This is a genomic window from Leucobacter luti (assembly GCF_004217175.1).
GTDB lineage: Bacteria > Actinomycetota > Actinomycetes > Actinomycetales > Microbacteriaceae > Leucobacter > Leucobacter luti.
Window position 1 is genome coordinate 554,194 of sequence record NZ_SHKI01000004.1, and the last position, 12,916, is coordinate 567,109.

Consider the following 12,916-nt stretch of genomic DNA (forward strand, 5'->3'; position numbering starts at 1 on the left):
GAAAGGAACGCAATGATGCGAAAGACCACCACCGCCGCGCTCAGCGTCGCGGCACTCATCGCGCTCGGCCTTGCCGGGTGCACCCAGGGCGAGCCCGCGGCCTCCTCGGGCTCCACGAGCGACTCCGGCGCGGTCGCCGAGGCGAGCGCCGACGCTCCGGCCCCGTTCGACGAGGACGGCGTCAAGATCGCCATCGTGCAGCAGTCGGGCCAGGGCGACTACTTCCAGCAGTACCTGAACGGCACCCGCCAGCAGGCCGACGCGCTCGGTGTTGAGCTCTCGGTCTTCGACGCGCAGGGCGACAACGCCACGCAGGCGACGCAGCTCGACCAGGCGATCGCGTCGGGGGTCTCGGGCATCATCGTGCGCCACGGCTTGCCCGACACCCTGTGCGAGGGCGTCAACAAGGCGATCGACGCGGGCATCGTCGTCGCGATTTACGACGTCGAGATCAAGGAGTGCGCTCCCGAGGCCGTGCAGACGCAGCAGTCTGACGCCCTCATGGCGTCGCTCGTGCTCGATCAGATGGCCAAGGACATCGGCCAGGACGTGCCGGTCGGGTACGTCAACTACGACGGGATCGCACCGCTCGACCGCCGCGACGTCGTGTGGCAGCAGTACCTGAAAGATCAGGGCTGGGAGCAGAAGTTCAAGACCGGCAACTTCACCAACTCCTCGGCGACCGACTCCGCACCGATGGTGACGGCGGCCGTGCAGGCGAACGCCGATATCAAGGCGATCTACTCGCCCTACGACGAGTTCGCGAAGGGCACGCTGACCGGCCTGGACCAGGTCCCGGGCACCGAGGACATCCTCGTCTACGGCGCCGACATCTCGACCGCCGACATCGAGCTGATGACGGCGGAGGGCAGCCGCTGGACGGCGACCGGCGCAACCGACCCGAACGCGATCGGCGCCGCCGTGATGCGCACGCTCGCGCTGCAGATGGCCGGTGAGCTGGACGAGACGACGGTGGAGTTCCCGCCGATCCTCGTGACGCAGGAGATGCTCCGCGAGAACGACATCAAGAACATGGATGATCTGCGCGCGGCCGAGCCGAAGCTCAACATCTCAGACGTCTCGGGCGCCGACTGGATCCCGGTCGTCTCTTTCTAACCCCCTGAGCGGGTGCCCGGCCAGCGCCCGGCACCCGCTCCACCACGAGGAGTGTGCACGCATGCATTCGACGGATTCACCGCAGGCACCCGCGCTGCGCCTCGTCGGGCTGACGAAGAACTTCGGCGCCAACCGGGTGCTGAAGGGCGTTGAGCTCGACCTCGTCCCCGGCACGGTGACGGCGCTGCTCGGTGCGAACGGCGCCGGAAAATCAACACTGATCAAGATCCTCGCCGGGGTCCACGCCCCAACGGGCGGCGAGCTGCTCCTCTCGGGGGAGCCCACCGACTTCGAATCCCCCATGGCCGCGGCGCGCGCCGGCGTGCGCACGGTGCACCAGCGCATCGACGATGCGATCGTGCCGGGCCTGAGCGTGGCCGAAAACCTCCTCTTCGAGGAGATCGCGCTGAAGGAGGTGCGCTCGATCGCGTCGCTGCGCTCGCTCCTGCCGCGCGCGCGAGAGATCGCGGCGACGCTCGACCTCGACTGGGACGACGCGTTCCTGCGCCAGGACGTGCACGAGCTCGGCATCGCCGACTGCCAAATGCTGCTCCTCGCCCGCGCGCTCTCGACGACCCCGCAGGTGCTCATCCTCGACGAGCCCACCTCGACGCTGTCGCAGAACGAAGCGGAGCGACTCTTCGCGCTCGTGACGAAGCTGCGGGATCGCGGCGTGGCGATCCTCTACGTGTCGCACCGGCTCAGCGAGATCAATGCCCTCGCGGATCGCCTGGCCGTGCTCCGCGACGGCCGGATCGTGAATGCGCAGCGGCTGCCGTTCGACCTGCAGGCCGCCGTCGCGGCGATGCTCGGCGAGGGCGTCCTCGCCGACGCCGCCGAGCTCGAGGAGCTGCGCGGCGAGACGACCGCGCTCGCGCTTCGCGGCATCCGCGTGCTCCCCGAGAGCGCGCCCATCGACCTCGATATCCAGGCGGGCGAGGTGACCGGGATCATCGGCCTGATCGGTGCCGGAAAGACCGAGCTCGCTGAGACCGTGTTTGGCGCGCGCAAGCTCGGCCACGGTTCGATGCAGCTCGACGCGCGGCCGTTCGCGCCGCGCGATCCCAAGCAGGCGATCACCCGCGGCGTGTACCTCGTCCCCGAGGACCGCGCCGCTCAGGGGATGCTCCCCGGGTGGTCGGTGATGCGCACCCTGTCGCTCCCGTTCCTGGCCGACTTTGTGCGCGGCGGCATCCTCAAGCCGGGGCGCGAGCGCGACGCCGGCGCCAGCGCGATCGACCGTTTCTCCGTGGTCACGACCGGGCCGGAGCAGTCGCTCGACGCGCTCTCCGGCGGCAACCAGCAGAAGGTCATGGTGGCGCGCTGGATGCAGCGCTCCCCGCGCGTTCTGCTCCTCGACGAGCCGTTCCGCGGCGTCGACATCGGCGCCCGCCGGGTCATCTCGCAGCGGGCGCGTGAGCAGGCGGCCGAGGGCAGTGCCGTCGTGATGATCTGCAGCGACGTCGACGAGATCCGCGAGATGGCGGACCGCATCATCGTGATGGTCGAGGGCCGCATTACGCTCGACGGCCGCGCCGCAGACATCCGCAACGAACAGATCATCAACAGCATGACGGAGGTGGCCTGAGATGGCCGATACAACAGCAATCCCAGCCCAGGTGCGGATCTCGACATCTGACCGCGTCCGCGACATCGTGGTGAAGTACGGCTTCCTGGCGGTCACCGTGATCGCGTTCGCCTTCTTTGCGATCACGGAGCCGGCGTTCGCCACCACGAACTCGATGTTCTCGATGCTGAAGTTCGCGTCGGTGACGGCGATCCTCGGCCTCGGCGTCATGTTCAGCATGATCGTCGGCGGCCTCGACCTCTCGATCGGCTCAGTCGCGGGCCTCAGCGTGCAGCTCGCGGCGATGACCATGGTGTTCTACAACCTCACCGCTGGAATGGCGATCACCTTCGTGCTCATCGCCGGCCTCGCGGTCGGGCTGCTGAACGCGTTCCTCATCGTGGTGTGCAAGATCCCCGACCTGCTGGCCACGCTCGGCATGATGTTCGTGATCCAGGGTGCCAAGATGATCCCCGTCTCGGGCCAGTCGGTGTCTTCCGGGATGACCATGCCGGACGGCACCTCGGCCCCGGGCAAGTTCGACCCCGCGTTCCTCCTCATTGACCGCGGCACCGTTGGGCCGGTTCCGATCCCGGTCATCGTGATGCTCGTCATGGTGACGGCCTGCTGGTTCATCCTCACGAAGACCTCGTGGGGCCGTATCCTCTACGCAATTGGCGCGAACCCCGAGGCCGCGCGCCTCTCGGGCATCCGCGTCGGCTTCCACCGCGGCGCGGCCTACGTGGTCTCCTCGCTCTTCGCCTCCGTCGCTGGCATCATCCTGGTGGCGCGGATCGGCCAGGGCGACGTGAACGCCGGCGCGTCGAGCCTGCTGGAAGCCGTCGCCGTGGCGCTCGTCGGCACCTCGGTGCTCGGCCTGAACAAGCCGAATGCCTGGGGCACGCTGCTGGGCGCGGTGCTCGTGGTGATCGTGCTCACCGGCATGACGATGATGGGCTTCGAGTACTACTACCAGGACACCGCGAAGGGACTCGTCGTGATCGTCGCGCTGCTGTTCTCGTTCACCCTGTCCCGAAAGAAGGCGCGGTATACGCCCGCGACCTGACCGCGCTGCCGCCCGCCCCGTCGCGGGCGGCAGCACCCCCGGATCCCGCGGCACCGCACTCACGCTACGAAAGGCACCCAATATGTCTCACGAGTACACCTTCCTCGACGCCGACAACATCGGCGAGTACCTCCGGTCGCGTCCGGAGACACACGATCGGATCGACGCGGACCGCATCGCCTCGGTGCGCGAGATCGGCGACGGCAACCTCAACCTGGTCTTCCACGTGCTCGACGAGGACGGCCGCGGCATCATCCTCAAGCAGTCGCTCCCCTACGTGCGCATGACCGGCGCCGGCTGGCCCATGACGCCGGAGCGCGCCGCTCGTGAGGCAGACTCGCTGCAGACCCACCACGCCCTCACGCCCGAGCTCGTCGTCGAGGTGATCCTCTACGACCCTGAGCGCTACATTCTCGCGCTCGAGGATCTCTCCGATCACGCCGTGTGGCGCGACGCGCTCAACCGCTCGGAGCGGCACGAGGAGGTCGCGCGCCGGGTGGGCACGTACGTCGCCGCACTGGCCGTCGGCACGTCGATCCTCGGGCAGGATCGCGGGCTCATTTCGCAGCGGATCGCCGAGACCCAGAATCCCGAGCTGTGCACCATCACGGAGGACCTCGTCTTCACCGAGCCGGTGTTCGACGCGGGCCGCAACGAGGTGCTTCCCGACAACGCTACCGACGCGGCAGCGCTCGCGGCCGACCCCGCGTTCGCCGCGGCAATGGCGGAGGCGAAATGGCGGTTCATGACGCAGGCCGAGGCGCTCATCCACGGCGACCTGCACACCGGATCGATCATGGTTCGGAGCGCCTCGGAGAGCGCCGACGGGGCAGTTGCCGACTCCGTGAAGGTGTTCGACTCAGAGTTCGCGTTCTACGGCCCCATCGCGTTCGACCTGGGCGCCCTGTTCGCGAACTACAGTTTCGCGGCGGCCCGGGCCACCGCGCTGGGCGAGCACGAGCGTGCGGCGTGGGCGCTGGGCCTCGTGGCCGAGACCTGGGACGGGTTCGAGCGCGAGTTCGTCGCCCGCTCCGAGTCCTGGCACGAGACGCGCCTCTTCGGTGCGGCCTTCGCGCAGCGGCGACTCGCGCGCATCCGCCAGGAGGCGTTCCTCTTCGCGGCGGCGAAGATGGCGCGGCGAATCGTCGGCGCGGCGAAGGTGCGCGACATCGAGTCGCTCGAGCCTGCGCTGCGCGCACCCGCGGCCCGCGGCGTGCTCGTCGCGGCGCGCGCGCTCGCGGCCGCGTGGGAGGGCGTGAACGACATCGCCGAGTTCGAGACCCTGGTCGGCGCGCAGGTGCTCAGCTCGTAGCGCGCCGCGGCTAGACCGCGCTCGCGCCGTCGAGCTCGGCGACCCTGGCGGTGATCGCGGCGTGCAGTTCTGCAGCGGGGCGCGTGGCGTCGAGGACGAGATAGCGCTCGGGCTCGGCCGCGGCGAGGGCGAGGAAGCCGTCGCGGACGGCGCGGTGGAACGCCTCGGCCTCGGCCTCAAGCCGGTCCGCGGTGCCGCCGCGGGCGGCACGGCGCGCGGCGGCCGCGGCGGGGGCGATGTCGAGGAGCACCGTGAGGTGGGGCCACAGGCCCTGCACCGCCCACTCGCTCAGGCCGCGCACCTCGGCCGGGTCGAGAACGCGACCGGCGCCCTGGTAGGCGAGTGAGGAGTCGATGTAGCGGTCCTGCACCACGACCGCGCCGCGGTCGAGGGCCGGACGCACCACCGCGGCGACGTGCTGCGCGCGGTCGGCGGCGTAGAGCAGCGCCTCGGCCCGCGGGTCGACCGCGCCGATCGCGTCGCCGCCGTGCAGCAGCAGGCGCCGCACCTCGACGCCGAGCGGGGTACCGCCGGGCTCGCGGGTGCGCACGACCTCGCGGCCGCGCTCCGCACACCACGCGCTCAGCAGTTCGGCCTGGGTGGTCTTCCCGGCGCCGTCTCCGCCCTCGAACGTGATGAAGGTCCCGTTCGAGGGCTGAGTCGTGGCGCGCTCTGCGGCGTGGTTCACGGTGTGTGCGCCCCGCCTACTCCGCGGCGGCGGCCTCGGCGGCCGCCTTCTTCGCGGCGCGGGTTGCCGCCGCTTTCTTCGCCGCTGCCGAGCGCGCAGGGTCGACGGTCTTGGCCTCGCCGCTCTTGGCCGCGGCCTTCTTCGCGGGCGCCTTCTTCGCGGCGGGCTTCTTCGCGGCTGCCTTCTTTGCCGGTGCCTTCTTCTTCGCGGGGCCCTTTGCGCGCTTGATCGCCAGGAGCTCGATCGCGCGCTCGAAGGTGATGTCTTCAACGCTGTCGCCGCGCGGGATCGTGGCGTTGGTCTCGCCGTCGGTGACGTAGGGGCCGAAGCGGCCGTCGCGCACGCGCACCGGCTTGCCGCTCACGGGGTCTGCCTCGAACTCCTTGAGCGCGCTCGCGGCCTTCCGGGCGCCGTACTTCGGCTGTGCGAAGAGCTCCTGCGCCCCGGCGAGGTCGACCGTGAAGATCTCGTCCTCGCTCGTGAGGGAGCGGGTGTCCGTGCCCTTCTTGAGGTAGGGGCCGTAGCGACCGTTCTGGGCGGTGATCTCGGCGTTCGTCTCGGGATCCACCCCGACCACGCGCGGGAGGTCGAGGAGGGCCACGGCCGTGTCGAGGTCGACGGTCGCGGGGTCCATGCTCTTGAACAGGGACGCGGTACGCGGCTTCTGCCCCTTGGGGAGCTCCTCGTCCTCGTCTGGCAGTTCGGTCACGTACGGGCCGAAGCGGCCGTTCTTTGCAATGACCCGCTTGCCGGTGACCGGGTGCAGGCCCACCACGCGGTCCTCGGCCGGCTCGGCCTCGGCGAGCTCGTGCGCCTTCGCGGGCGTCAGCTCGTCAGGTGCGAGCCCGTCGGGGATGTTGACGGTGCGCGCCTTGAGCGCGCCGTCTTCACCGACCTCGCTCTTCTCGTCGAAGACCTCGAGGTACGGTCCGTACTTGCCGTTGCGCAGCGAGATCTGGTCGTCGATGCGGATCGTGTTGATCGCGCGTGCGTCGATCTCGCCGAGGTTGTCGACGACGCCACGGAGGCCGGGGTGCGAGTCTGAACCGAAGTAGAACTCCCCCAGCCACTTGCTGCGATCGGCTTCGCCGGCGGCGATGCGGTCGAGGTCGCTCTCCATCTCGGCCGTGAAATCGTAGTTCACGAGCGCGCTGAAGTGCTCCTCGAGGAGGCGCACCACCGAGAACGCGATCCAGCTGGGAACGAGCGCCTGGCCCTTCTTGGTGACGTAGCCGCGGTCCATGATCGTGCTGATGATCGCAGCGTAGGTCGAGGGGCGGCCGATCCCGAGCTCTTCGAGGCGCTTGGTGAGGCTCGCCTCCGTGTAGCGCGGCGGCGGGCTCGTCTCGTGGCCCTTCGCCTCGGGGTTGACCACGTCGAGGCGCTGTCCGGAGGCGAGCTGCGGCAGCGACACGTTCTGCTCGGCGTCGCCGCGCTTCTCGTCGCGGCCCTCCTCGTAGGCAAGGAGGAAGCCGGGGAAGGTGATGACGGTGCCGCTGGCGGTGAACTCAACCGCGGTGGGCGCCGAGCGATCATCCTCGGTGACGGTGGCCTCAAGGGTGACCGTGTCGGTCGAGCCCTTCGCGTCGGCCATCTGGCTGGCGACGGTGCGCTTCCAGATCAGCTCGTACAGCGCGTGCTCACCCTGGGTGAGCTTGCCCTTGAGCTCGGTCGGTCGCTGGAACGTGTCGCCCGCGGGACGGATCGCCTCGTGCGCCTCCTGGGCGCCCTTCGACTTGCCGGTGTAGACGCGCGGCTTATCGGGGATGGTCTGCGCACCGTACAGCTCGGACGCCTGGCTGCGGGCCGCCTGGATCGCCTGCTGCGAGAGCGTGGGCGAGTCGGTACGCATATAGGTGATGTAGCCGTTCTCGTAGAGCGACTGCGCGAACGACATGGTCTGGCGGGAGCTGTAGCGCAGCTTGCGCGAGGCTTCCTGCTGCAGCGTCGACGTGGTGAACGGCGCCGCCGGGCGGCGGGTGTGCGGCTTCGTCTCGACGGACTTCACCGCGGCCGTGGCGTTCGGCGTGAGGAGCGCGGCCAGCCGCTCAGCCCGCTGCTGCGCGAGCGGCACGGTGCCGGCCTTCTCGGCCCTGGCGGTCAGCTTTCCGTCGTCGCCGAAGTCGCTGCCGGTTGCGAGGCGTTGCCCGTCGAGCCGCACGAGGCGCGCGGCGAACGCGGTCGGGTCCGGTGCATCGGCACCCGGCTCGAACGTGGCGCTGAGGTCCCAGTACTCGGCGGCGTGGAACGCCTGGCGCTCGCGCTCGCGGTCGACCACGAGGCGAGTGGCGGCCGACTGCACGCGGCCGGCCGACAGCTTGGGTGCGACCTTGCGCCACAGCACCGGTGAGATGTCGTAGCCGTAGAGGCGGTCGAGGATGCGACGGGTCTCCTGCGCATCGACCAGGGCCGTGTCGAGGTCGCGGGTGTTCTGCTTCGCCTGCTCGATCGCGTCCTGCGTGATCTCGTGGAACACCATGCGCCGCACGGGAACCTTCGGCTTCAGCACCTCCAGGAGGTGCCAGGCGATCGCTTCTCCCTCGCGGTCCTCATCAGTTGCGAGCCAGAGCTCGTCGGCGTCCTTCAGGGCGCGCTTGAGCTCTGAGACGGTCTTCTTCTTGTTGTCGTTGACCACGTAGTACGGCGCGAAGTCGTTTTCGACGTCGACGGCGAACCGACCGAACGGCCCCTTCTTCAGCTCTGCGGGCAGCTCCGAGGGTTCCGCGAGGTCGCGGACGTGCCCCACAGACGCAATGACCTCATAGTCATCGCCCAGATAGCCGCCAATCGTCTTCGCCTTGGTCGGCGACTCGACGATCACAAGTTTTTTCGTACCCGCCACGGGGTCTCCTTCGTTGCTTCGAGCTCACTGCGGGCGGACCCGCCACTGCCACTCAGGGTTCTGCATCGAAACGATACACAGTGTCGCGTGAGAATCCACCATCGATTCAGTTCGCTTCTTCTCCTCTCTATTATGGGGCCCACCTCGTGCAGGTCCAGTTCGCGGGCCCGCGGCGCGCGGCTCACGGTTGCCCAAGGTAGTCGAACGGGTTCAGATCCGGGAACGCGTTCGTGGGCGTCGAAGACATGGTGAAGTGGGTGTGGGGCCCCGAGGTGCACCCGCTCATCCCCGCCCGCGCCACCTGCTGGCCAGCCGCCACCGGGGTGCCCACCCGAACGCCGAGGGACTCCGGGCTTCCCGGGGCAACGTGGTTGTGGGAGCTGTAGATCGCCACCCCGTCCACCAGGTGCCGGATCACGACCGACACGTTTGGCCCGCGCCACCACCCGGGGTTTGCCTGGCACGGGGCGGGGATGCCCCCGCCGTCGGGGCCGGCGAACACCACCACCCCGGCGTTGGGCGACGCGAGCGCGGAACCGGACGGGACGTCGAGATCGATGGCGAGGCCGTCGTGGAATTCCTGCGACACGGTGCGAGTCGCCGCGGGCCACACCCAGCCTGTCGCAGCGCCCGCGCCGGGCGCGGGGAGCGGCTCGGGCCCCGCGCGTGCCCGCCCCTCGGCCCGGATCGGGGCGGCGCTGGCAACCCTGAGCCGCGCGGCGCCACTGGAGGCGTCGACGGCGCAGGAGACGAGGGTGCCCCCGTGCGCCGTGGCGACCTCCCCCGCCACCGCGCACGGCTCGGCGTCGATCCACCCGGCCGCCGCATCCGCTGCGGCGAGCGCTGCGGCGTCCGCCGCGGCCGCGGCGGTGTGCCGCGCCTCCAGCTGGGCGGCCGCGGCGACCACGGGGAGCCCGATGACGACCGCGGCCGCCGCGCAGGCGAGCGCTGCTGGCGCGCTCATCGCTGCGCTCCGCTGACAGCGCCGCTCTCCGCCGCGCAGGATTCCGCGCCGACGGCGATCGCATCGAGGAGGCCGCCCACGGGGGCGGCGCGCAGCTCAACGCAGTGGAGTGCCCCGTCGCTGCGGCGCGACACCGTGATCCCCGGGGCGAGCGCCGCGACTCGGCTCCGCGCCTGTGCGGTGTCGCCGCGCGCCTCGAACCGGGCGATCTCTGCGGCGAGCGAGACCAGCGTGATCCGGTGCGCCGCGAGGGTGATCGCGCCGATCACGAGACCGAGCACGGCGACCACGACCGGCAGCACGATCGCGAACTCCGCGGTCACCGCCCCGCGCTCGTCAGCGCGCAGGCGAGCCCAGCGCTCACGTGCCCGCACCGAGCGCGTTCTCGACGAGCTGCACGAGCATGCCGCGGATCTCGGCGGACTGCATGATGGCGACGAGCAGGCCGGCGAAGGCCACGGCGGCCGCCGTAGCCCTTCAATGGCATATTTGAACTAAGATGGATGCCGTGCGCAAAGAATCTGCTTCTGACCAGCTGAAAGTCGTCGTCTACGCCCGTCAGTCGGTGCACGAGGAGCAGGGCATCAAGCAGCAGGTCGACGACTGCCGGGCGGAGGCGAAGCGCCGGGGCTGGCGGATCGTCCACGTGTACGAGGACGACGCCACCAGCGGCTCGAAGGAGCGCGGACCCGGGACCGGCTGGGCCCGAATGCTGAAGGACTTCGACGACGGCGCCTTCGACGCGGTGCTCGTCAACGACACCGACCGCCTCACCCGGAGCCTCGGCGACATCCTCGAGCTGCGGCCGCCCAAGAGGGACATGCGAGTGCTCACGGTGCGCGGCAGCATCGACACCGACGACCCCACGCACGACTTCTCGCTGAAGTTCCTGGTGCTCTTCGCCGAGCGCGAAGTGAAGCAGAAGGCGCAGCGCACCGAGCGCTACGCCGTCGAGCGACGGAAGCTGGGCCACCCCACGGCAGGCCGCACCCCGCACGGCTACAGGTGGGTCCCTGCGATCCAGCGCGACGAGCGCGGCACCCGGTACAGCGTCGACCACGACGAGGCCGCCGATGTGAAGCGCATCTTCGAGGAGTTCCTCGCCGGCGCCAAGCTCGGCCAGATCGCGCGCGACCTGAACACCGATGGCAGGCGCACCCGCGCAGAGGCCCAGTGGGGCGCGAGCACCGTGCGGCGCGTGCTGATGAACCCCCTCTACGCCGCGCTGCTGCCGCCCTCGCAGGAGACGGGCCGCTTCGACATCTCGAGCATCGACCTCGCGGAATGCGCGCCGGGAGCATGGGAGCCGATCATCGACGAGGCGACCGTCGCCGCCACCAGGGGCAGGCTCGTGGGCGTGAAGCCGACGCACAGCGGCACGGCGCGCAGGTGGCTGCTCAGCGGCCTCGCCGTCTGCGCCGTCCCCGGCTGCCGCAGGCCGGTGCGCGCCGCCAGCGGCGAGACCCACCCCACTCCCCGCGTGGACGGCTCGGGCAGGGCGCCCGCCAAGCGCTACCACGCGTACCGCTGCGTCGAGGGGCACTTCATGCGCAACGGGGACATCATCGACGAGTTCGTGAAGGAGGTCTGCATCCTCCGCCTCGAGCAGCCCGATGCGAGCGACCTCCTCGTGGCGAAGGAGCAGGGGCCCGACGTCGGGCTGCTCACCTCTCAGCGCATCGCGCTGGAGAAGCGTGAGGAGAGCATCGGCTCGCTCATCGCGCGGGGCAAGATGAGCGCGACCGCTGCGGAGGCCGCGCTCGACGAGCTGGCCGAGGAGCGTCGCGCGGTCATCGACCGGATCGCGAGCGCGGTCCGCGCGGATCCCCTCGCGGACGTCGTGGCCTCCGGGGATGCCCGGGCGTGGTGGGAGCACGCGACCCTGGCGCGCCGCCGGAGCGTCGTCGACGCGCTGATGACCGTCGCGATCCGGAGGGCGGGCCAGGGCAGGCGCATCACCACGCTGGAGGGCGCGGCGGAGACCGTCGGGATCGAGTGGCGGGAGCCTGCTGCCTGATGCGCTGAGCCCAGGCTCCGCCCTCCGGGCTGCGCTCCGGTGCGCGCGGCCCGCGGCTGCGCCGCGCCCGCGCTCTCCCATCAGGGCAGGGGTGGGAGGAGAAGGAGGAGCCTCAGCGGGTGCGCAGCAGCCTTGTGGCAGAAAAAGTGCCACAAGGCTGCCACAGGGCTGCCACAGCCCCAGATCCCAGTCGTGGAGCCGATCTGATGCGCATCGAGACTGCGCTGCGCGGAGCGCGTGGCAGCCCTGTGGCAATTCTTGTGGCAATTCTGAAACCGTTTTTGCCACAAGAAATCACCCCGCGATCCCAGTCGTAGAGCCGATCTTGCGCTCCGAAGAGGCGCTTGTGGCATTTGTGGCACTTTTTCCGGAATTGTTCCGCGCGTGCGTGCGCGCGTGCGTGCGTGCGCGCGTGCGTACACGTAAGAAAGTATTTCTGAAAAAAGTGCCACAAATGCCACAAAGTCCGAATAACCGCGGAATCATGCGGATCTCTTGTGGCAAAAACGAAATAAAAGTGCCACAAGAAATGCCACAGATCCAGGCGCAGAACCCGGAATAACCGCGGAATCATGCGGATTTTGCTTGTGGCACTTTTGAAACCCGTTTTGCCACAAAAGTGCCACAGGGTGCAGCAGACGCTCTGCGAGGAGCCGCTGCGGTGCTCTCGCAGCCGTCTGGAGCGCACCACTCCGCACTCCTCCCTCCTGGCCTGCCCTGATGCGAGCCGGACTCGGCCGCAGGCCGATGTCCGAGCGGAACCCAGGCGCAGGCCGCAGGCCGGAGCACTGCCGGGCACGGGGACGCGGCGAGGGCGGAGCCCGAAGGCGCGGTCCTGTGCGCCGGCGCAGCGCGGCCCGCAGCGATCAAACCAGCGCGACGCTTATTCGAACATACCTTCGAACGGATCGCGAGCGTCCTCAGCTCACCTCCGATCGGCGAACGGATCCACGATCGAGTGCAGCCCGTGCTCCGGGCAGACGAACGCCACGCGCGCACCGAGCCCGTCTACGCCCGCCGGTTCCGGCTCGCAGTCGCCACCGCAGGTACTGCAGGTCCGGTAGTCCTCGTTGCCGCTCCCGTCGCCATATTGGACAGTCGCGTCGTCGGGGATCTCCGCGTCGCCCCAGCTGAACTCGGGCACCGCACTGTGCTCGTCGTCTGCGCTCATACTGACGACCCTACGCTCAGCGCACTGATCGCTGTCAAGCCTCGGGAGTGGTTGACGAATGTCAACTGATTCGGAGCTTATGAACAGGCAGAGTCTGCTGTGCGCTTCTCCTCCCGCAGAGCCTGAGCTCTCCTCGCTGGGCCGCTGGCTGCGCCGCGGCCGGGGCATCCCGC

At 69.7% G+C, this 12,916-nt stretch carries 12 protein-coding genes; 6 read left to right on the plus strand and 6 right to left on the minus strand.

Going from position 1 to position 12,916, the window contains the following annotated elements:
- The first annotated feature begins 12 nt into the window (after positions 1-12).
- The 4 genes from EV139_RS08890 to mtnK all read left to right on the plus strand — a co-directional run bounded on the left by EV139_RS08890 (position 13) and on the right by mtnK (position 5,061).
- Positions 13-1,116: a substrate-binding domain-containing protein gene (locus EV139_RS08890; RefSeq protein ID WP_198677509.1), complete on the plus strand. Its 1,104-nt coding sequence runs from the start codon at positions 13-15 to the stop codon at positions 1,114-1,116.
- A 61-nt stretch (positions 1,117-1,177) separates the two neighbouring features.
- The gene (locus EV139_RS08895) at positions 1,178-2,704 is read left to right on the plus strand and encodes a sugar ABC transporter ATP-binding protein (protein WP_130453947.1); all 1,527 of its coding nucleotides are present in this window, start codon (positions 1,178-1,180) and stop codon (positions 2,702-2,704) included.
- 1 nt (position 2,705) lies between these two features.
- Entirely contained in the window at positions 2,706-3,749 is a 1,044-nt protein-coding gene (locus EV139_RS08900) for an ABC transporter permease (protein WP_130453948.1), read from the plus strand.
- Between the two features lie 82 nt (positions 3,750-3,831).
- The gene (gene mtnK, locus EV139_RS08905; RefSeq protein WP_130453949.1) at positions 3,832-5,061 is read left to right on the plus strand and encodes an S-methyl-5-thioribose kinase; all 1,230 of its coding nucleotides are present in this window, start codon (positions 3,832-3,834) and stop codon (positions 5,059-5,061) included.
- Positions 5,062-5,071: 10 nt separating this feature from the next.
- Here the strand turns inward: mtnK and tmk are convergent, their stop codons facing one another.
- The 5 genes from tmk to EV139_RS08930 form a co-directional block, all read right to left on the minus strand.
- Positions 5,072-5,749: a dTMP kinase gene (gene tmk / locus EV139_RS08910; RefSeq protein WP_130453950.1), complete on the minus strand. Its 678-nt coding sequence runs from the start codon at positions 5,747-5,749 to the stop codon at positions 5,072-5,074.
- 16 nt (positions 5,750-5,765) lie between these two features.
- Complete coding sequence (topA, locus tag EV139_RS08915) at positions 5,766-8,591, minus strand: type I DNA topoisomerase (protein WP_130453951.1); 2,826 nt, start codon at positions 8,589-8,591, stop codon at positions 5,766-5,768.
- 181 nt (positions 8,592-8,772) lie between these two features.
- Complete coding sequence (locus EV139_RS08920) at positions 8,773-9,555, minus strand: M23 family metallopeptidase (RefSeq protein WP_130453952.1); 783 nt, start codon at positions 9,553-9,555, stop codon at positions 8,773-8,775.
- Entirely contained in the window at positions 9,552-9,929 is a 378-nt protein-coding gene (locus tag EV139_RS08925; protein ID WP_130453953.1) for a TadE family type IV pilus minor pilin, read from the minus strand. Before EV139_RS08925 ends, EV139_RS08920 begins: the two co-directional genes overlap by 4 nt.
- Positions 9,916-10,014, minus strand: coding sequence for a DUF4244 domain-containing protein (locus tag EV139_RS08930; RefSeq protein ID WP_130453954.1), 99 nt, complete (start codon positions 10,012-10,014; stop codon positions 9,916-9,918). The genes EV139_RS08925 and EV139_RS08930 overlap by 14 nt, the downstream gene beginning before the upstream one ends.
- Before the next feature lie 49 nt (positions 10,015-10,063).
- Between EV139_RS08930 and EV139_RS08935 the strand changes: the two genes are divergently transcribed.
- Together EV139_RS08935 and EV139_RS08940 are read left to right on the plus strand one after the other, a co-directional pair.
- Positions 10,064-11,572 (plus strand): recombinase family protein, encoded by a 1,509-nt coding sequence (locus EV139_RS08935; protein WP_198677510.1) that lies wholly within the window; start codon positions 10,064-10,066, stop codon positions 11,570-11,572.
- Positions 11,573-11,918: 346 nt separating this feature from the next.
- The gene (locus EV139_RS08940) at positions 11,919-12,134 is read left to right on the plus strand and encodes a hypothetical protein (protein ID WP_130453956.1); all 216 of its coding nucleotides are present in this window, start codon (positions 11,919-11,921) and stop codon (positions 12,132-12,134) included.
- 363 nt (positions 12,135-12,497) lie between these two features.
- Here the strand turns inward: EV139_RS08940 and EV139_RS08945 are convergent, their stop codons facing one another.
- On the minus strand, positions 12,498-12,743 hold the full coding sequence (locus tag EV139_RS08945) for a hypothetical protein (RefSeq protein WP_130453957.1): 246 nt from the start codon (positions 12,741-12,743) through the stop codon (positions 12,498-12,500).
- Between the last annotated feature and the right edge of the window lie 173 nt (positions 12,744-12,916).